This window comes from Secundilactobacillus silagei JCM 19001 (assembly GCF_002217945.1).
Lineage (GTDB): Bacteria > Bacillota > Bacilli > Lactobacillales > Lactobacillaceae > Secundilactobacillus > Secundilactobacillus silagei.
The window spans coordinates 133,469-155,156 of sequence record NZ_BCMG01000002.1 but is presented as its reverse complement, the minus strand read 5'-3'; the positions used below and the strand labels follow the sequence as shown (position 1 = coordinate 155,156).

Annotated in this window: 9 protein-coding genes and 1 pseudogene; 3 read left to right on the top strand and 7 right to left on the bottom strand. The window is 43.8% G+C overall.

Features of this window, described 5'->3' with window-relative positions:
* Positions 1-66 precede the first annotated feature (66 nt).
* The gene (locus CES79_RS02320; protein WP_054656071.1) at positions 67-645 is read right to left on the bottom strand and encodes a TetR/AcrR family transcriptional regulator; all 579 of its coding nucleotides are present in this window, start codon (positions 643-645) and stop codon (positions 67-69) included.
* 83 nt (positions 646-728) lie between these two features.
* Positions 729-3,416, bottom strand: coding sequence for a YhgE/Pip domain-containing protein (locus tag CES79_RS02315; protein ID WP_089136194.1), 2,688 nt, complete (start codon positions 3,414-3,416; stop codon positions 729-731).
* 180 nt (positions 3,417-3,596) lie between these two features.
* Here CES79_RS02315 and CES79_RS02310 point away from each other — a divergent pair, with 180 nt between their 5' ends.
* Together CES79_RS02310 and CES79_RS02305 are read left to right on the top strand one after the other, a co-directional pair.
* On the top strand, positions 3,597-4,193 hold the full coding sequence (locus tag CES79_RS02310; RefSeq protein ID WP_054656077.1) for a TetR/AcrR family transcriptional regulator: 597 nt from the start codon (positions 3,597-3,599) through the stop codon (positions 4,191-4,193).
* Between the two features lie 110 nt (positions 4,194-4,303).
* On the top strand, positions 4,304-4,921 hold the full coding sequence (locus tag CES79_RS02305) for a hypothetical protein (RefSeq protein WP_089136193.1): 618 nt from the start codon (positions 4,304-4,306) through the stop codon (positions 4,919-4,921).
* Positions 4,922-5,017: 96 nt separating this feature from the next.
* Here CES79_RS02305 and CES79_RS02300 read toward each other — a convergent pair whose 3' ends face one another.
* From CES79_RS02300 to CES79_RS02285, 4 genes are all read right to left on the bottom strand, one after another.
* Positions 5,018-8,455 carry a mucin-binding protein gene (locus tag CES79_RS02300; RefSeq protein WP_089136192.1) on the bottom strand — a complete coding sequence of 1,146 codons (3,438 nt, stop codon included), beginning with the start codon at positions 8,453-8,455 and terminating at the stop codon, positions 5,018-5,020.
* A 210-nt stretch (positions 8,456-8,665) separates the two neighbouring features.
* A complete protein-coding gene (locus CES79_RS02295) occupies positions 8,666-15,841 on the bottom strand; it encodes an LPXTG cell wall anchor domain-containing protein (RefSeq protein ID WP_089136191.1) in 7,176 nt (2,391 codons plus the stop codon).
* Between the two features lie 550 nt (positions 15,842-16,391).
* A complete protein-coding gene (locus CES79_RS02290) occupies positions 16,392-18,704 on the bottom strand; it encodes a glycoside hydrolase family 31 protein (protein ID WP_089136190.1) in 2,313 nt (770 codons plus the stop codon).
* 31 nt (positions 18,705-18,735) lie between these two features.
* Positions 18,736-20,031: an SLC45 family MFS transporter gene (locus CES79_RS02285; RefSeq protein WP_089136280.1), complete on the bottom strand. Its 1,296-nt coding sequence runs from the start codon at positions 20,029-20,031 to the stop codon at positions 18,736-18,738.
* A 293-nt stretch (positions 20,032-20,324) separates the two neighbouring features.
* Between CES79_RS02285 and CES79_RS02280 the strand changes: the two genes are divergently transcribed.
* Entirely contained in the window at positions 20,325-21,350 is a 1,026-nt protein-coding gene (locus CES79_RS02280; protein WP_089136189.1) for a LacI family DNA-binding transcriptional regulator, read from the top strand.
* 136 nt (positions 21,351-21,486) lie between these two features.
* On the opposite strand, the pseudogene CES79_RS13180 reads toward CES79_RS02280, so the two are convergent.
* A pseudogene (locus tag CES79_RS13180) lies at positions 21,487-21,603 on the bottom strand (LPXTG cell wall anchor domain-containing protein); the annotation flags it as partial.
* Positions 21,604-21,688: the final 85 nt, after the last annotated feature.

Genomic DNA, 21,688 nt, shown 5'->3' with positions numbered 1-21,688 from the left:
CACAGTGTCCGATAATGGACATTGCACGTTAAAAAGTACGATAAACAACATTTTAATAATAATTAATTACTTAGCATTTGGATAAGTATCCAAATCACCACCATAGATACTGCGAATCATCTTTTCACTTAGAGCTGATGCCTCTTCACTCATCCCGTTTTGCAGCGACCAGCGAATGTAATTCAAAACAATCGCGGACTCTAAGTTAGAAACGAAGCTTTCCGGTGCCTGCTGGTCCGCACCATAGCGCTGATTGACCCGCTGCCAAGTTTCACCTAAACACCGCTCCCAATTAGTCAGCAGATCTAAATTGTCCTCGTGGACCGCCAGCAACACATTCAAGGCTTCACGGTGATCCTGTAAAGTGGATGCAATTTTCGAGATGGATAACACGTGGGTCTCCTGCTTAATGATCTGCGTTGCCCGCTCCTTGACCAGCCCTTGAAATAACAGCGTGTACTGCTTGACCAGCTGGCCCAGCAGATCGTATTTATCCTGAAAGTGTTCATAGAAAGTGGAACGGGAAACCAGTGCTTGGTCACAGATCTGACTGATGCTGATTTTCTGAAACGGGGTCGTTTTAAGCAAGATCAAAACGGCCTGTTTAATGTCACGTTCTGTTTTAATGATTCGTTTATCTGTCATGCTGCCTCACCTAACTATTATGGTTGAATTCGTGAATCAATTCACTCATATCATACCATAGTCGTTTTTTCAACAATGAAGTGCTAACCAGCCACTTTAGCCATCCGCTGCGTCAGCCGATTTTGGGTCGCGGCCACCGCTTTCGGATTCTCAAAATCGATCTGGGATAACTGCACGTAGCGCCGACTGTAAAACAGCCACATCACCGTAATCAGCACAGCAATCACACCGATCAGGACACCCGCTTGCAACCACGCTGAATTGTTGTACATCATCAACGTTTTGCGCATGCCTTCTACCGCGTAGGTCATTGGCAGCCAAGGGTGAATGGCTTCAAAGAAGTGGTTGGACAGCTGGATCGGATACGTACCGCCTGAACCACCCAGTTGGATCACCAGCAGAACCATGCTGAAAAATGACCCAATCTGAGCAAATATCAAGTTTAATAACGTCACCAGTGCCATGGCAACGATCGCCCACAGCCAGATGATGCCAAACGAACTTATAAAGTGCAGTGGCCTTAACCCATCCATCGCGCACACCAAGTTAAAGCTTAAGAAACTTTCCAAGAACGTAAATGGTAACCAGATGGTCATCTTACTGATCAGCCAGTCAAAGCCGGACTTCGGATAAGCCTTTGGCAGATACATGTTGAACATCATATTCAGTGCGATTGCGCCCACAAACAGTGAAACAGCAATCATATACGGTGCCATCGCCGTCCCGTTATTGGGTACCTTGTCTAATTCAGTGTGATCTGCTTTAACTGGCTGCGCGACCTGCTGATAAGTCGCGTGATCAGGATCAACGTTAGCCTGGTCAGCCGCTGTCCCCAGCTTGGTTGACAGTTGCTGGGCACCGCCAGTAACTTGGTCGATACCACTGCCCAATTTTTTAGAACCAGCAGATAATTGCTGCACGCCATTGGCCAGTTGCTGATTACCGTTGGCGACTTTATTCGATCCAGCGGCTAAGGTTTGACCGCTGGTTGCCAATTTACTAAGCCCGTTACCAACCGCGGAACTGCCGGCTGCTAACTTACTCGTACTAGCAACCACTGCTGGCATCTGGCTGTTAAGCTTGCTCATACCATTGCTCAAGGTGGTCGCACCAGCCTGCAAGCCTTGACCAGATTGGGCAAATTTCGTTGAATTAGCGGCTAATGATGATGAGCCATTAGTCAGCTGTCCCACACCGTTCACTAAGGCTGGCGTTTGCTTGGCAAGCGTAGCCGTGCCGGCATTCAGCTGGTTAGCTGACTGTGTCGCCGTTACCAGGTGAACTGATAGTCTAGCTGATCCCGTCGCAAGCCGATTCAAGGCACCATTCTCAGCGGTTTGCTGCGCCTTCATTTTACCCAAGTTAGCCGATAATGCGGCCGTAGTGTTGCTGTTAGGCATTGAATGGGTCAACTGATCGACCGAACTGTTGACCGCGTTCATGGCTGAAGTGACCGCTGCCGTGTTCGCTTTTTGGTGAGTGTCATTACTGCTCTTGACCGCGGCTAACATGGCCGACTTTTGAGCTGGTGTCAGTTTTTGCTGATCGGCTGCTGTACTGACTTTACTGCTGAGATCACTGTCTTTATCATTAGTATCCAGTCCGGCGACCGCTGTCTTCAAATCAGTTAATGACTTATCTAACGACTTGACCGCTTGATCATTGCTATTGAGACCAGCGACTTGTTTTGAGAGTGAATCTAATTGTGACTGCATGGCTGCCGTATTAGTTGAACTACTGTCAGCTAACTGTTTGGCCGCCGCACTTAATTTTTGGCTGCTGGTACTAAGTTGACCGAGTCCGCTGGCCATTGCGGTCATGCCGTTATTGAGTTGAGCTGTACTGCTGCCCATCTTGCTCACACTGCTGTTGAGTTTTTGCATCCCACTATTTAATTGACTGCTGCCATTTTGAATCTTCCCCGCAGCAGCGACGTATTTATCAACGCCGCCGTTCAAATTAGTCGCGCCTGTCGCCAGTTTAGTCGCTCCCGACTGCAGTTTTTGACTGGCTGATTCAAATTGAGTCAAGCCAGCCGTCACCTTTTGATTGCCGGCTTGGGCTTTTTGCACCCCACTGACGTACTGTCCTAAACCGGTCGTCACTTTTTGGCTGCCATTCGCTAAGGTCAGTGAACTGTTGGCGACCTTATTCAGATTATTAGTCAGTGCGGCATCCCCAGACTTCAACTGCTGACCGCCCTTGGCCATTTTACCGTTAGCTTTCCCAGCAGTCTGCATCCCGCTATCGAGCTGCTTAACCGCACCAAATAAAGTTTTCGCATAAGTGGCCGTAATTTCGTGGCTGACCTGATCTTTGATCTGGCCAGCTGCTGAGTTGGTCATTTTAGAAGCCGTGTAGTTGTGACCGGCGCTGGTGGTGTAATTTAGCTGCATCCGTTTGGGATTGCTAGCCATCAAGGTCGTTGCATTTTTAGAAAAGGACTTCGGTACCGTCAGCACCATGTAGTATTTACCAGCTTTGAGCGCGTTTTGTGCCTGCTGCTCGCTGGGGACTACCTTGAAATCAAGCGCTTTTGACCGTTTTAAATTAGTCGTTAATGACTGCCCCACTGCCAAATGTTTCCCCTGATAATTGACACTTTTATCCTGATTGACCACCGCCACTGGCAGCCGGTTCATCTCACCATACGGATTCCACATACTGCGCAAAAATGTGACCGAATAGATCGAGGGTATCAGCGCCACGACGATTAAAACGATCATCATCAATTTATGCTGTTTAATATACTGCCACTCCGCCTTGATCATGCTTAATTTTCTCCCTTACACTTGAACTTTTAGGCTGGTCAGTTCATAATTCACGTTAATGACCAACTGTGTATTAAGTATGATAAACACCGCACCTTTTTTTGACCACATCAAAAACTACTCATTTGTGGCTTATACCACAGATTGCTTAATTTTGTGAATTAGGGAGGAAAATGCTTCATGGTACCCAATACTGATAAGCGAGCACAGCGTACTGAACACGCGATTCAAGCCGCGTTCGAGCACCTGATTGCCACCATGCCGTTATCTGAGATCACGGTGACCCGGCTAACGCAAGAAGCCGATATTAATCGAAAAACTTTTTATCTACATTACAACTCGATTGAGGATTTGCTGGATGGCCAGGTCGATTACATTTCGAATCAAATGCTGTCGATCCTAGCCATTAGACCGCTAAAGGAGATCTATTCTGACCCCGGCTTTTTCTTTGACCAGTACAGTAAGTTAGTTCTTGACCACCATTCCATTGCCCGGGCACTAACTTCTTCTAACGAATATGCACCTTATATGCGCAAAATTGGTGACAACATTGCCGATTCACTGACCCAACGTGTCAAGCAGTCGTTTCCAATGAGCAATAAGGACGCTACCGTGGTGGCTTACTTTCTGATTCATAACACCTTGTCACTGTTTCAGCTCTATCTGCAAGACCCCCAAACGATGACGATCAACGAACTGCGCGCATACACCATCCGCCTAAATATGCAGGGCTTAAGTACCTTTTCGAAGTTGCAGCTAAAACCGTTATCAGATTAATGCAATTAACAAGCTAGATAGTGGTACATTGCCCCCGATTGTTTTAAAATAACGGCACATTAAAGTTGATCCGTACCGTTCGCACACACTCACCTAAAGGGGGTAACACGATGTTTAACTGGGAAATATTGGAACCTGCTGAATATCAGCGTTCAGTTGTTCCAGAACTCGTTGAGTTAACTACACGTAGCTATATCACTGCGGAAGGCCGCACTTCAAGCCACACCGCAGATGACACTTTTTTAGCCTTGGCCGCCGCCGTTGAAAAATTGGCAGCAACCATTGCTGATAGTCCGAATATTGGCATTGAAGTTGACAGTTTTAAATCCTACCGTCCCTACCCAGTTCAAGCAGTTTGGATCGCCGATGGTGATGACGAGCGGTTTAAAATTTGGCTCAAACAACCGTTATTTATTCATGAAAATATCTTTGAGGCCGCTAAAAAGATCGCTAACTTGGCGCCTGCTTTGGCCAACCAAATACACTTTGAACATCTGACTGAAGGTACTGAAATTCAGGCGACGGGGCACGGTGAAGCGGGCAGCCAATCAGCCGCTTTACAATCGCTTAAGACAGCTATCAAGCAAGCAAATTATCAGCCCCGTAATCTCGATACCTACCGTGAACTTTATCTGGATGGTCTGCCACTCACCGACCACAGCGACGTTTTATTCCGGTTAGAAATTGATCCTGCAGTAGGAAATCCTAAACCTAGGGTAAGCAATTAGTTGCAATATTGATTAATCCAAGCCAGCAAAAAGCCCAGATCGCGATGATCTGGGCTTTTAAAATTCAAATTAGAAGATAATCACTTAGAGATTTACTTAACGCGCATGCCGTTTCCGCTTTGGCGCTAATCCTAATAAAGCTGCCAAGCTCAATACCAGCATGCCGATGATGGTAGTTGTTTGATGTTGCTCGTTAGTTTGTGGTAATTGCGGTACTGCCTGAGTCGTTTCACTATTGGTGCCATTGGACTGAGGTAAATCCGTACTTGTATTCTGTATCTGAGGTGACTTAACCCCTACCGCTTGAGCGCTGACTTGATTGACCGGTGCAGCTGTCTTTTCATGGTTGGAGACTGCGGTTCCACCACTAGTTTCTTGTCCATCAGTTGTTGGTTGCTGGTTTTTTTGATCAACCGTTTGTGTTGGTGCAGTCTCACTCGCAACTGTCTGACCGGCTTCGGTAACAGGCGCGGTTTGGGCCGTAGTTTGAGGTGTTACAACAGGTTGAGAAGTATCAGTTGGAGGGACAACCGTTTCAGAGGTGTCAGTTTTCTTCGGTCCATCAGTGTCGGTTTTAACCTGTACAATTGGTGTTAGAACCACCTTAAAGCCCTGAACTGACTGTGAATCAGTATCAAATCTCGCGTTCACTGTACTGTCGGAAACTAGGCTATAACCCTTGTTAATCGCATCTTGAATATAAGTTGCCACCTGACTATGATCCAGTACCGTTCTAGTAGGTCCACTAAAGACCTGACTAGTGATAATTGGCTGGCCATTTTGGTCAACAAAGGCCACCACTGCCTTTTGGATATCAGCCTTGTATTTCACTAACGTCCCAACTGGTGCTTGGGGAACAACTAACTTCTGGTCTGGAACTACGGTGTAGCCCGGAACCGTTGGGTAATTAGTTTCTTTGATTAGATCCCCTGGCACGCCGGTCACCTGCGTTGTTTTAGAGAGGATCATGTGACCAGTTTCATCAACCGGAATTAATGATGTGGTCAGTTGTGACACTGCGTTTTTCGTTAAAATCACTTTGAAGGTTTGCGGTATCTTCGTGTCCTTATCATAAGTGGCATTAAGCGTGCCATCAGTAACCAGCTTGTAACCCTGATTAATCAAAAATTGAATGGTTGGTGCCACTGATTTATGACTGACAGCCGTCCCTGACAAACCACTGACAGTAACACTTGGCGCAAGTGACTGCTTATCCTGATCAATAAAATTAATAGCGCCTGTCTGCGTATCAGCTGTGTAAACAACCTGGATTTTTTGATCAGGTTTATCCGGAAATGTTAATGTCGAATCCTGCACAGTGTAACCTGGTACCTGCGGATAATCATCCGCTGCGATGGTCGTTCCTGGTAACCCGGTGATGGTAGTTTCAGTAGCGTCCAACGGAACATTCTCAGCGTCTACTGGAACTAATTTGACGCTGAGTTTTACTGGTGCAATTGGGACAAATACGACTTCAAGTGTCTGGTCCTTTTGATCATCATTATCAAAGATGGGCTCAAGTGACCCCATTTTAGGACTAAGGTTATAGCCCTTATCCAAGACAGCCTGAATGGTCGGTGCAATCAGCGCGTAATCAATTTTCCCGTCAGTCACACCAGGCAGCGTCAGGTCTTTAGCAACTGGTTTGGTTTCCCCGTTAATGGTAGTCACAAACTTAACAGTGGCATTCTGGTCATTAGCCTTATAAACTGCATTCACTGTCCCATCCGTTTCAGGAATCTCCAATGTTTGATCAGGGACCAGCGTGTAACCAGTAACCGTTGGCGTTTGGGTAATGACAGTGCCAGGTCTGCCTATAGTTTTCAGAGGTTGAGTGCCTGCAATTGATTTTCCATCCTCATTAATTGCCTGGACCCTAACGTTGACATCATGTGTGAAGACGAGATTAATCACATTATCCGCCCCGGACAGTTCTACTGCCTGATTGTCTGCTAGATAGTTCGTTCCGATGTCAGGGACGGCAATTGCCTTGGTCACCGTTTTACCATCAACAGTTGTCGGTGCTGTCGTCCCAGCGCGGTAAAAGCCAACCACATCTGAGGCCATGCCTTTAATGCCGTTTTGCGTTGGCCCAGTTATGTCAGCTGGCAAGCCGCTGGATATAATATTTAAAGTCGCAGTCGCAGCTTGGTAGCTGTAAGAGTTGATTTTTGCTGAATAAGCAGCGTGTGATGCAGCAGTAGCACCGGAAACAGCCATGGTGAAGAATTTACCAACGTACTCATCTGGAACAACGTACTTCCAGGTGGTCACGTCTGCACCCGATTCATCTTTAACCACCGTCGTCAGTGTTTTATCATCAGCTTGATAGTTCACAACAAAGGAGTAATTGATACTTTTCGATGGTTCCGCATCACTTAACGCTGTTGTTATATTCGTAACAACGGGCTTATTGTCAGGTTTATTAATTGCTTGTTGTGGGTTACCGTCTTCAGCCTGATAAATAATCCAGGAGTTCTTATCGTAGCTGCCCTTTGGTGACTCTTTTTTGGCATTCGTTGAAATAATGTAGGCAATCTTGTTAACATCCAACTTACTGATACCAATACCGCCACCTTCTTGGGCAGTTTTAACCGCTTGGTCCGGTGACACATTTTCAAACATCAGGCCCATGCCATCGCCGCCATAGCCCCAACTTTGGTCCTTCATCTGCTTGTTCCAATTAATGGCGATAGTCGCGTTTAAACTAAAGTCCTTGGTAAAATTAATCTGCTGTTTTGTGGTGATCAGCGCTGTGGATTTGGGAAACTGATTTGGTGCATTAAAAGAAAACGCGCTTTCAAAACCATCCGTTAGTTGAACTGTATCCCCGTTAAATGTGATTGGCGTACCATCGATCTTGTGCGCTTCCAAATACTGCGCAATGTTATTAGTGTCTACAGATATATCTGGATTGCCAGTGGCATCAGGGTTCACCGAATAATTGCCCTTAGCGTCCTTTTGGGTCACTAAGTAGGCCGACTCATCAACTGGTGCTTCACGGCCTTGCAGTTTTTCGGTTGGTGCAGCTTTTGCTGGTTTGGGTATTGCTTCTGTTTTGGGTGTTGCTTGCGTTTTTAGTGCTGCTTGAGGTTCTGATGTTTTTTGAGTTTCTGCAGGTAATGTTACTTCATCTTTAGTAGTTACAACTGGTGGTATTGATTCAGTTTCTTTTTCTGCCACCTTATTCGTTGCAGGTTGACTGACTGTAGAAGTGTCAGTTTTAGCTACCTGATCTGGTTGCGTGGTCGCAGCCGCATCCTGTGTAACAGAATCAACCGGTTTTTCGGTAGCATTATTGACTGTTGTTTTTGGACTCTGCAGTGCCACTGCATGAGTTGTATTTTTAACTGTAGTGACAGTCGATTGAGCTGTTTCGGCCGCGTTAGCAACCGTTCCCCCGGTCATTGCTACCCCGATACCAACTGAGGCAGCTACGATCATGGTATAAGACCAGGCTTTACCTTTCTTATACATCTTATAATGTTCTTTTGTGATCATTAATCCCTGTGTGAGTTTTCTTTGCTGTTTCATTTCATTCATCTCCCCCAAAAGTGATGACATCGAACAATAAAACACCTACTTTTCCATTTTGCATGTTGATTATACTGCGATACGTGTTTGCTTACAAGACATATTCAAGCAATTTTAAAAGTGTTCGTTTTCCAAAACTTTATGGCAAATTAAAAGAAGCGCAATTCATTTAAGAATTGTGCTTCTTTTATCATTTTTAACAACTTTCAATTAGTCTTGACGTTTCTTACGTTTCAAATCAATGACACCTAATGAACCTAACAACATTACTAAACCTAAAAGTGATGCTGTGTTTCCTTGCTGAACATTAGTTTGTGGTAACTTATTAGCACTTTGTTGCTTGTTTCCTGCCACTATATGCTTATTAACATCTGCTTTACCGTTAGATTGATTTCGACCTTGTAAATATTGACCGTCAACAATGCCATGGACATTACTGTTTTCAAGGTTTACTGAATGAACTCTCTTTTGATTAGTAACGTCATCAGCAACGCTAGTTCTAACGTTGTTTACATTAGCTTGACTATTCTCTTTAGAACTGTCCTCAGCTTCAGAATTGGTCTGGTTATAACTTACAGTATTATTTTGTTTCTGCACCATTACGTTATCGGATTCAGATTTCTTAACACTGCCAGCTATTGCTTTATTCGCCTGACTAGATTGATCAACCGTATCTTCTGCCGACTCATTATTAGTCGAGGTTTCATTAACCTGATGTTTTTGATAGCTATCCGGATAGGTACTGTTGAAACCATCCTGATAACCTTGAGTCTGGTCTTTCAAGTCAGCTGGTACTGCTTGGCCGGCCTCTCCAGTTGTTATACCATCTACAGCACCCTCAGTTTTGGCATTGTTATAGAACTGTTCACCAAGTCGCTGACCGTTTACATAACCATCTTGATAACCGGCACTTTGCTTGCTGTTATCTGTAGCCTTATTTGCTGTTCCGTCGGTTTGACCAGCTACCTGACCATTTTGGTAGTCGGTATCATAGCTGGCTTTGCCTGCTTCATATGCACTGGTATAACCTTCTTGATAACCTTGTGGTTGATCTTTCAAATCAGCAGGTACTTGACCGGCTTCACCAGCCTTAGTACCAACTGTTTCACCAGCAGTTTCAGCATTTTTATAGAATTGAGTGCCAAGGCGTTGACCATTCACATAGCCATCTTGATAACCGGCACTTTGATTACTGTTATCTGTAGCCTTATTTGCTGTTCCATCGGTTTGACCAGCTACCTGACCATTTTGGTAGTCGGTATCATAGCTGGCTTTGCCTGTTTCATAAGCACTGGTATATCCATCTTGATAGCCTTGTGATTGATCTTTTAAATCAGCAGGTACTTGATTAGATTCACCAGCAGATTGACCAGCTGCCTGACCTGTTTGATAGTCAGTATCATAGCCGGCTTTACCTACTTCATATGCACTAGTGTAACCAACTTGATAACCTTGTGGTTGACCGTTTAAATCAGCAGGTACTTGACCGGCCTCACCAGCCTTAGTACCATCTGTGACACCCTCAGTTTTGGCGTTGTTATAGAACTGTTCACCAAGTCGCTGACCGTTTACATAACCATCTTGATAACCGGCACTTTGATTACTGTTATCCGTATGCTTGTTAGCAGTTCCGTCAGTTTGACCAGTAGTTCGTCCAGTCTGATAATCGGTGTCATAACTGGCTTTGCCTGCTGCATATGCACTGGTATATCCATCTTGATAACCTTGTGGTTGACCGTTTAAATCAGCGGGTGCTCGACCGGCTTCACCAGTCTTCGTACCATCTGCAGCACCCTCAGTCTTGGCGTTGTTATAGAACTGTGTGCCAAGTCGTTGACCGTTCACGTAACCATCTTGATAGCCGACACTTTGCTGACCATTGTCAGTAAACTTGTTAGCTATTCCGTCATTTTGACCAGCGACTCGTCCAGTTTGATAGTCAGCATCATAGTTTTGCCGACCAACTTTATTACCAACAGCATAACCCATTTTGTAACCAATGCCCTTATCGCTGTTATTAACAATCCTGTTAGCTAAACCATCGGTATATCCAGCATCTCTGCCTTGAACTGCTTGTGCATTGTAAGCTTTTTGACCGGCATCATAGCCTAAATTGTAGCCATCAGTATAACCGGCTGTCCGAACTTTTAATTCAACAGCAGTTTCACCGGCTAAGCCTTCAGAAACACCATCGACAGTGCCTTTAACTTTATCAGTGTCATAACTTGCTTTTGCAGTTGTGTAAGCATCAATATATCCATCTTGATAGCCTTGTGTCTGTTTTCTCAAACCTGTCGATGTTTCTTGCCCAGCTTCACCAGCAACCTTACCAGCCTTAGAACCGGAACTCTTAGCATCGGTATATAACATCTCTCCAGCCTTATGGCCACTTGCATAACCATCACGATATCCTTGTGTCTGATTAGTCAAATCAGCCATTGCCTTACCAGTAGAACCGGCAATAATACCATCGACACTACCTTTTCCTTTATCTATCTCATAGCTCTCGTGGCCAGCAATTTGACCATTTACATAACCAACACTCTTTGTATTGTTATCAGTTAATTTATTAGCTGCGCCATTAATCTGACCGTTTTTATAATCGGTATCATAACTAGACTTACCTTTGGCATAGGCAGTTTCATAGCCAGCTTGGTAGCCTTGAGTATGGCCGTCCAAATCAGCTTGTTTCAAACCGCTCAATCCATCAGCATTACCAGCAGTAGTTCCAGCTTTATTAGCATCGGTATATAGCATTTTCCCAGCTTCGTGACCACTTGCATAACCATCCCGATAACCTTGCGTCTGGCCAGTTAAGTCAACTGCTGCTTTACCAGCAGAACCGGCAACAATACCATCGACACTGCCTTTTCCTTTATCTGTCTCATAGCTCTTGTGACCAGCGATTTGACCATTTACATAACCAGCTCGGTAACCAGTACTCTTTGTACTGTTGTCAGTTACTATGTTAGCTGCACCATTAATCTGACCGTTAGATTGGCCGTTTTTATAATCGGTGTCATAACTAGACTTACCTTGGGCATAGGCAGTTTCATAGCCAGTTTGGTAGCCTTGAGTATGGCCGTCCAAGTCAGCTTGTTTCAAACCGTTTAATCCATCAGCATTACCAGCAGTAGTTCCGGCATTATTAGCATCGGCATATAGCATTTTCCCAGCTTCGTGGCCACTTACATAACCATCTCGATAACCTGGTGTCTGATTGGTCAAGTCCGTTACTTTTTTACCGGCAGTACCGTCAACAGTTCCAGCAGCTTTGCCTTTATTTTTTTGATCAGTGTAAGTCCGTTTTCCGGCAGTAAATGCAACATTGTAGCCAGTTGTATAACCTGCTGACTTACCGGCCAAATCAGTTGCTGGCTTCCCAGAAAATCCAGTAGCAAAACCGGCAACCGTTCCAGCGATTTCATCTAAATCATGACTAGTTTTACTGGTTTCAAAAGAAGCATTATAACCATCTTGATAGCCTTGACTTTGATTCTTCAGATTAGCTGCTTCATTACCGGCTAAGCCATCGGCTTTACCAGCAACCTCTCCTGCAGATTTTTGTGTCTTATAATTTTCCTGGCCTGTGATATAACCTGACTTATAGCCAGCAGTATAGCCAGCTGTCCGCCCCTTTACTTCAACAATAGTTTCACCGGCTAACCCTGCAGTATTACCATCAACCGTACCTTGAGCCTTATCCACTTCGTAGCTTTGTTGACCAGTGATTTGACCAGCAGCATAACCGGCTTGATAACCGGCACTCTGCTTGCTATTATTAACTTTTTCATTAAAAGTACCATCCGTCTGACCAGCGGCTTGTCCCGCTTTATAATCAACATCATAACTAGTTTTCCCAGTAATATAGGCAGTTGCATAGCCATCTCGATAACCTTGAGTATGACCGTCTGAGTTAACTTGTTCCAAGCCATCCAATCCATCGGCAGTACCAGCAGTAGTTCCAGCAGTCTTAGCATCGTTATATAACAGTTCTCCAGCCTTTTGGCCCTTTGTATAACCATCCCGATAACCTTGTGTTTGACCGGTCAAATTCGTTGCTGTTTTATTGGCAAAACCATCAACAGTTCCATCCACTGTACCTTTATTTTTTTGCTCATTATAAGCCTTTGTTCCGGCAGTAAATGCATCGTTGTAACCTTTAATATACCCTACTGACTTGCCAGTCAGATTAGTTGCTTGCTTGCCAGTAAATCCAGTAACAGACCCAGCAGCCACACCAGTAATTTCATCTAAATCATACTTACCCTTTTCACTAGTATAAGCACTCATATAACCAGCTTGATAAGCCTTTGTTTGCTTACTTAGAGAAGTTGTTAAATCTATACCAGCTGAACCATCGGCATCACCGGCAGTAGTTCCTGCAGATTTTTGTGTGTCGTAAATCTTCCAGCCAGCATCATAACCTAACTTATAACCATCAGTATAACCAACAGTCTGACCTTTTACATTAACCTCAGTTTCACCAACTAAACCTGCTACGACCCCTTTAGCAGCACCTTTAACTTTATCAGCCTTATAACTTTGTTGGCCAACCGTAAGGCCCGCTACATAACCATCTTGGTAGCCGGCACTCTGCTTACTGTTATCAGTTGTTTTATTTTCTGTACCATCAGTTTGACCAGAAGCTTGGCCAATTTGATAGGCCTTATCATAACTAATCTTACCTGCTTCATAGCCATTATGATAACCATCTTGATATCCCTGAGGTTGATCTTTCAAATCAATAGATGCTTGACCGGTTTCACCAGCCTTCGTACCATCTGTTTCACCTTTAGTTTTGGCGTTGTTATAGAACTGGGTGCCAAGCCGTTGACCAGCAGCATAACCATCTTGATAACCAGCAGTTTGCTGACTAATATCTGTAAACTTGTTATCCGTGCCAGCAGCCTGACCAGAAGCTTGGCCAGTTTGGTAGTCGTTATCATAGCTGACTTTACCTGTTGCATAAGCATTGATATAACCAGCTTGATAGCCTTGAGTCTGAGCTATCATATCTGCTGGTATTTGATTAGATTCACCAGCAGTTTTGCCGGCTGCTTCACCTTTATTTTTATCAGAAATATAACTTTGCTGACCAGTATCATAGCCTGTTTTGTAGCCATCAGTATATCCCAGTGTCTGTCCTTGTACACTAGCAGGTTTACCAGTTAAACCTGCGGCAATACCAGCAGCAGTTCCTTTGGCCTTATCAGCTTCATAATCCTGTTGACTAACCGCAGGATCGATAACATAACCAACTTGATAAGTACTGGTATCTTCTCCAGTAATTGCTGGAATTTCAGTTGCTGCAACCCAGTTGCCACCATCTTTTGAATATCCAGAAATATAACCACTCACTTGAATAATGGGTACTTCCGCTAGATTGGCAAAAAGATTAATTGCTGGACCATTGGCACCTGAAATTGGTGTCGTACTACCTGGATAGACGGCAATCGCACTGCCGACTGATGACTGACTAGTACCAGGTTCCGTTATCCCATTTGGCATCATATAACTATTAATTGTCCGTGTTTTTGAATCTTTGTTCTTATTTTTATAATAAACATTAATGATGTTGTAGCCTTTTTTAGCAGTATCATCAAGTGCGTTAGTATTAACTACTTGCATCACATTTTTTGAATCATTTCCATCAGCAAGTTGATAGTGTCCACTAGCATCAGTTCCGACTGCGCCCACAAAAGTATATCCAGCAATACCTGGTGCACCATAGCTAGCAGTATTACCAGAAGTTGTTTCGTTTACTGCTAGTGTGTTACCAACACTGGCATTGATTAAAGTTTGTGAGTATGCTGCGTTACTAGTATCGCTATCTACATGAAGCCTGTCACCAGTATCACTATCAATATAATTGATTGTTACTGTTTGAGGAACTTGTTGCAACTTGTAGGAAGTAATTCGACCTTGAGCTAACACACCCTCGCCAGTTCCACCTAAAGCACCAAACAGCGCAATAGAAGTTGCACTTGGCAACTCAGTATTATCTGTAACTACTTTCCCGAGAACCTTCGATGAATCATTAGGATTAGATACGGCTACTGACAAAGTACCAAGAGTTCCATTAATGACCTTTTTGGAGTCATCTTGAGTCTCATTTGGTACCCAATTAACATCAAAAAGCATATCTATTTTATTACTCTCGTTATTATTACTTTTGTTACTATTCGTAGTTTTAGTATTTCTAGTAGTTTTCGTAGGTGTATAAATTAAATATCCATACCCTGGTACCAATATCGACCATTGTTGATCATCTAGTTGATTGTCTTCTTGGTCCTTTTGTTTTCCTCCGATAATCGCATAGGGAGCGTCTAGATTATCTTGCTGTGCGTATTTACTTTCCTTATCAAGGTTTAAATTATTAAATCCTCCTGGCCCTTTTGTACCAGTATTATCCGTTTGCCGAATGGTTAAGGTACCGGGATCTGTATCATGATCAGCATCAAATTGGCTTTTATAACCATCAAATCCTAAAAAAGTAGTATTTTTTTGTCCCTGAATACCAATATCAATTGAAGCATCACTGTCTGCACCAATCCCCGCAAACTGTGGATTTACTGGCTGTAAAATGATACCAATACCGCCACCGGGATTAACTGGTTTACCATCCTTATCAGGGACACTTAGATACCATTCACCTTTAATATTAAAACTAGAAGTAGTATCGATTTGATTTTTAAAGGAATATGATGCAGCTACATCATTAGCATCTGATACCAATTTCACCCATTGTTTACCATCGCCATCTTGATAAACCTTCCCGAAATTGTTTCCAACTTCTCCCGGCTTAGACGCGATAACAACGTGATGCGAAGTAACGTTTGGTAAATCATCATTTTGCCCACCTTGACCCGAAAAGTTATCAGTAACATTTGTTGCCATATCAGCATTAGCATCTGATGTTTCATTGCCACCAACGGTTTGTGCTGGTTTGTTTGATGAAACATTGCCTTTATCATCGATATATTGACCGGATAACTGATCAATTGTTTTTAAACTCGTTGATGAAGAAGGGTTCGCAGCTGTTGGGCCTGCAGTTGAATCCGCGTTAGTCTGTAAATTATTTGAAACTGCTTTAGTTGCTGAATCTTTGCTGGCTCCAACCGTTGTATTGGTATCTTGTGTGTTACCTGCAGCAGCCCCTAAATCCTTATCAGTCACCTGACTATTGTTAGCGCTACCAGTAGCGGGTGTGTTAACTGTCGTTGAAACATTAGAAGTAACAGCCGCATGCGCATCTTGGCTCAAAAACAGCCATGACCCACAAGCAATCATCGCAATGCTGGCATACAAAATCCGCTTACCTGCTTTATACATCTTGTAATGTCTGGTCTCGTTACACTTCATGATCCTATTCTGGTTTTCCAAAACGTTCTTTCTCCCTTAGAGTTAATTCCAAATGCTAAAAGTTTAAAACCTTTTACTAGATTAGGTTTAACTAATATCGTACAACTATACAAATCCTGTTTTGTAGCTAATTAGCCGTCCATCTACCGGACTTAAAACTGACGCCATCCTATGCCAATCACTTTCAGATATCAGTTTTGTAATTCTCACCAATATGGCGATTTTTTCACAATCTAAATTTTGATATCTCAATTACTAATGCTTGACAGTTGTAGTAGACGTAACGAAAATGACACATCTAACATTATAATCTATCTGTAGCATTAATGATAGACTTATCAAGCATAAGTTTAAAAAAATCGCTAAGCAACGCGATTAACGTCCTTAGCTAATTTTAAAATAAACAATAAATGATTAAGTCATCTATCCTGTTAATATCAAAATAAGACAATTAAGTTACAAGTTATGCTATTGGAAAACAAAAAAAGCCCCATTCTTCATGGGACTTCCGCAAAACACTTCACAAAGAAGTATTCTTACAACAGTTTTAATTTATCATATCAAAACGATGTTATTTAGCAGCAACGTAACTATCTGACTTGTCGTCAAACTTAAATTCAACTACCCGGTCATTCAGTTGAACGTCAATGGTTTGATATTGACCAGCATAGCCATGGTGATCCAGCTTGATCTGGCAATTGCCATCAGCCGTCACGCTGACAACGTACTGGTTATATTCACCCTTTTGATAGTTAAAGTCGATGCCATCATCTTGATAATGGGTATAAGTAGCGGCATTACCAAATAATCTGAAGGTCATCTTCGTGTCAGGCTTGTCAGAAATATGTTCAACAGCTTGACCCCAAGGCATTAACGTATCCTTCTTGATGAAGACGGGTAACTTGTCGATCGGCACGTTAGCCAAGATGTTCGTCCGGCCACTGTACTGAACGCCTGAATCGAGTGCGATCCACTCGCCTTCTGGCAGGTAAACGGCACGGGCGGTTTGTCCCTGTTGCACGATTGGGGCAACCAAGATATTATCGCCGACCATGTATTCATCGTTCATGTTTCGAACCGTCTCATCATCGGGATAGTTCAAAACTAACGGCCGCATAACTGGTAAACCAGTTTCAGTTTCATTCTTAAAGCAATCGTAAAGATAGGGAATGAAGCGATAACGCAAGTTCAAGAATTTACGGTAAATATCTAAGACTTGTTTGCCAAAGACCCATGGTTCCTGGTTGCGGACTTGTAAAGCACTGTGGTTTCTGAACAGTGGGCTAAACAGCGCTGCTTCGATCCAACGAGTTAATAATTCGGGTGTGGTATCGGCACTGAAACCGCCAATATCAGTTCCGGCATAGCTGAAACCGCTGAGGCCTAAATTACATAACTGCGGAATCGACATCTGCAAATGATGCCACAGACTTTGGTTATCACCAGTCCAGGCAGTGGAATACTTTTGCGTCCCCGCATAGGCAGCACGGGTAATGACGTATGGTCGCTTGCCAGTTGCATCTTTAATACCGTTATACGTTGCTTTAGCCATGTTATGACCATAAACGTTATGCATCATTTTAGCAGTTGATGGCTGGTCTTCATCCGTCATAACCACGTCGTCTGGCATATCGCCATCAAAGGTAGCTGGTTCGTTCATATCCGTCCAGATACCGGCAGCACCCTTGTCCAGCAAGAACTTGCAGTGCTTCCCCCACCATTTGCGGACGTCTGGATTACCGAAGTCTGGGAAGGCTGACTTGCCTGGCCATACCCGGTTAATGTAAACCGAACCGTCTTTATTCTTAGCGAAGTAGCCCTTCTTCAAGCCTTCTTGATAGATGTCGTAATCATCATCTTGCTTAACACCGGGATCCAGGATTGGAATGACCCGGACGCCGCGCTTACGCAACGAGGTCAAGAAGCCCTTAGGATCGGCAAACTTGTCGGTGTCCCAAGTGAACACCCGATAGCCCTTCATATAATCGATATCGAAGTGAATCGCTTCTAGCGGTAAATGATACTGCTCGAACTTATCAACGATTTCTTCGACCCGTTTCGGATCCATACTGTAGCCCCAACGTGATTGCTGATAACCCAGCATCCAGCGTTGTGGTAACGGAACGACACCGGTCAAATAAGTGTAGTCGGCAACAACGTCTTTCAACGTACGGCCACCGAGGATGTAGTAGTTTAAATTCCCGTCATCAGCTGAGTAAACGTAGTACTTAGCACTTTCCTTACCAAGGTCAAAGTGACTGCGGTAAGTGTTGTCAAAGAACAAGCCGTATGGATGGCCCTGCTTGATCCCAAACAGAATTGGAATCGACTTATACAGATGTGTAAAGGTTTCAATGTGTGGCCGTGGTTCGTCAACGTTCCAGTTATCGTATTCATAACCGCGCTTGTTCAGAAAACCGGTCTTATCACCTAAGCCATAGAACTGTTCGTCATCGTCAAGCTGGTTAAGAACTTCATAGTAGGTCTTGCTGGCTTCATCAACCGCAGCAACTTCGTGGCCTTCAGACCGCACAATCTTCTTATGAGCTGAATCAATGTTTTGGTTGATTGATTCCCGTTGCCCATCATAGTGAATAACCAATGGATGATTGTCCTGGTCATACACATCGACGTGTAGGTCTGCATCGACCTTAACCGTCAGCGCATCGGTTTTAATGATCACGTGATCGGCATCTTTTGACACTGCATACTTGGTGTCAACGGTTTTATCGCCTTCCACCGCGTATGAATGCGTGCTCTTACCGTAATCTTGAAAAACTTGGATGATCTCCGGTTTCACGATTGAAAACGTTAGGCTCTTGTTTGCCGAAGTCACTTCAACTTGTTGATTCTTATCCGTAAATTCAAATGAACTTGTCGTCATATTATCTATCCCTCTTACTTAAACTATAGAATTAAGCTGTCTTTCTTTCAACTTTGATAATCCCCATCAAAGCAGCACCGATCAACCATGAGATACCACCGATCAGGATCATTGTTGGCATTGAATCACCAACCATTGGGAAGATGATGAAACTGCTCAATGAAGCAATGATTTGAGGTAAGCAAATGAACACGTTGAAGAGACCAATGTAAGCACCATCGTTGGCACCATCAGTGGATGTCGTAAAGATGGCAAATGGTTCAGTGTGCATCGTTAAGAAGCAGACCCCAATCAAAACAAAGGCGGCAATTAAAGCGTACTGACTGTGCGTAAAGGCAACCCAGATCATACCTAAACCACCAGAAGCTAAGCCGATCCGATACCAGAATTTACGTTTGTACTGGCTGGTTCGTGACAAAACTAAGAAGCCATATAAGATACCAACAACTGATTGAACAAAGGTTAAAACACCGTACCAGTTACCAGCTGATTGAAAGCCTGCAGAGGTAGCGTTAGCTGTGTGCCATACGTTCTTGGCAACGGCACCAGTTGTGTAAGTCCAAAGATATTGAATCCCAAAGTAAGCAAAGAACTGAATAAAGGCAACTTGCCAGAAAGTACTTGGTGCTTCCTTGATCAACGTCCAGTAAGACTTCTTCTTCTTCTTTTCTTTAGGATCAAAGTTATGGTAATTAGCGTAAGTAATTGGATCATATTCCTTAACAGAAACGATCGTGTAGATTGAAGTTGCCAGTAAAACAACGGCGGCAATGTAGAATGACAACCGAACTGACAGCGGAACAACCCCACGTTTAGCGACGTTAGCGACACCGATCCAAGTTAAAACGAATGGGCAAAGGTTTGCTAACACACCACCAACGTTACTGAAAGCTTGTTGCCATGACCAGGCTTGATCTTTTTGATTTTCGTTGACCATGTCACCAATAATCATTCGGAATGGCTGCATACATGCGTTATTTGATAGATCCATTAGAATAATTGCAATTGAACCAAATAGCAAAGCAGCTAGCGACCCGAATCCAAAACCAAACGACCCGGCATTCGGCAACAACACTAACACAATGGCTGCAAGTGGTGCCGCGAACATTAGAATCGGCATCCGTCGGCCAAAGCGCGGTGACCAGAAACCATCTGAAAACTTCCCTAAGATTGGTTGAACGATCATCCCAATTAACGGTGGGAAAATAAAGAAGAAACCTAGTTTAGTAGGATCCGCACCAATCGTTTGAAAAATCCGACTCATTTGCGACGTTTGCAGTGAAAACGCCATGTTGACACCGCAAAAACCAAAGGTAATGGCAAACATCGTTTTAAAACTTATATTTGGCAGAGAATGCTGTTTTTTCACATTGTTCTCTGTTTTGTCTGTAGCATTTGGATTGACAGCACTGATATTTTCATGCGAGCTTTCCAAATTAACATCTCCCAACAGAAGTTTATGTAAACGTTTACAGTTAATAGTGTAGTCCCTACTGTAAACGTTTACAATGGTTTTAGCTTATTTTTTTAAATTTTTGGTAACAAATTACGCTCTATGTCTACTATTTCTAGGGCTGAGGGGCGATAATAAAATTAAAGAATTTTTTTGAGGTCGATAATATGAATTCAGAAAATAGAGTCACAATTAAAGATATCGCTAAAGCAACGCAGCTGTCCGTAGCGACCGTTTCGCGGATTCTGCATAAGAAGGGCCAACATAACAGCCAGACCGTTAAACGGGTCACTGAAATCGCCAAACAGATGGGTTACGTCAGGAATACATCAGCCGCGGACTTGGTAAAGCAAAAAAGCCGCATCGTCGCGGTGGTCGTGTCGGATACTAAATCAAACTTCAGTGAACACATTATTGATGCCATCGAAGCTAAAGCTATCCCGGCCGGACTTAACGTGTTCATCCTCCACGCCGGCAACCACGATGAAGCTTCACAGATCAGAGCCATTAAGACCGTGGTCGAACGTGCTGTAATGGGCATTATTCTAGTCTCACTGGAACTTGACGACCACGTGCTGGCAACGCTTAAGGACATCAGCATCCCCAGCATCTGCTTATCCACTTCCGTTAAGGACGCCACCATCCCCTTTGTGACGTCAGACAACTATCAAATGGGCTACACAGCTACCCAGTTAATGATCGATAAGGGCCACACTAAGATTGCCCTAGCCGGTATTCCAACTACCGGTTCCATTAATCTGCGGACGCAGGGTTATTTAGCATGCATGGCTGACCATCATTTACCCGTCAAACCCGAATGGATTCACTACGGATCGTGCACCTACGATGATGGCATCAAAGCTTGGCAAGCGTACGCTAAAAAGCGTGAGATCACCTGTGCGATCTGTGCCAGTGATTTTACGGCGATTGGGTTGATGAATGCCGTTACGGAGTCGGGGCTCAAGATACCTGATGATATTAGCCTCGTCAGCTTTGATGGGACTGAAATGGTCGATATGGTCCGGCCCCGAATCACCAGTATCACCCAGTCATTTTACGATATGGGCCTAGCTGGCATTCAGTATTTGATCAACGGCAAGGACGTGAAGACAGAATACTTACCGTTTAAATTAACGGAACGTGATTCAACTAGAAATTTAACAGCCGCCGAACAGGGCAGCAAAAAGGACTAAGCTTACTTGGCTTAGTCCTTTTGCATGATAAAGGCATCATCACTCGTACTTCCTTTTGGGGGAAACCTAGTTGATGATGCGCTTTATTTTTTTGGTCTCTAACTGAGTGATATCAGTCAGTATTAACCGGTTTCAATTAATCTTGACGCTTCTTACGCTTCAAACCAAATAGGCCTAACACGCTCAGCAATATTGAACCCAAAAGTGATTCTGCATTTCCCTGATGCTCACTGGTTTGTGGTAACTGATTGCTGGTGTCTTGCTGCTTATTTGTCCCTGACGTAAGGGCATTTGTAGATGTCCCTGTTAATTCAGTATGACCGCCTGCCTGTTCAGAA

What these genes read in the sequence shown, in the direction of transcription:
- CES79_RS02320 (WP_054656071.1), bottom strand. Translation starts at nt 645, where the DNA reads ATGACAGATAAACGAATCATTAAAACAGAACGTGACATTAAACAGGCC.
- CES79_RS02315 (WP_089136194.1), bottom strand. Translation starts at nt 3,416, where the DNA reads ATGATCAAGGCGGAGTGGCAGTATATTAAACAGCATAAATTGATGATG.
- CES79_RS02310 (WP_054656077.1), top strand. Translation starts at nt 3,597, where the DNA reads ATGGTACCCAATACTGATAAGCGAGCACAGCGTACTGAACACGCGATT.
- CES79_RS02305 (WP_089136193.1), top strand. Translation starts at nt 4,304, where the DNA reads ATGTTTAACTGGGAAATATTGGAACCTGCTGAATATCAGCGTTCAGTT.
- CES79_RS02300 (WP_089136192.1), bottom strand. Translation starts at nt 8,455, where the DNA reads ATGAAACAGCAAAGAAAACTCACACAGGGATTAATGATCACAAAAGAA.
- CES79_RS02290 (WP_089136190.1), bottom strand. Translation starts at nt 18,704, where the DNA reads ATGACGACAAGTTCATTTGAATTTACGGATAAGAATCAACAAGTTGAA.
- CES79_RS02285 (WP_089136280.1), bottom strand. Translation starts at nt 20,031, where the DNA reads ATGTTTGCCATTACCTTTGGTTTTTGCGGTGTCAACATGGCGTTTTCA.
- CES79_RS02280 (WP_089136189.1), top strand. Translation starts at nt 20,325, where the DNA reads ATGAATTCAGAAAATAGAGTCACAATTAAAGATATCGCTAAAGCAACG.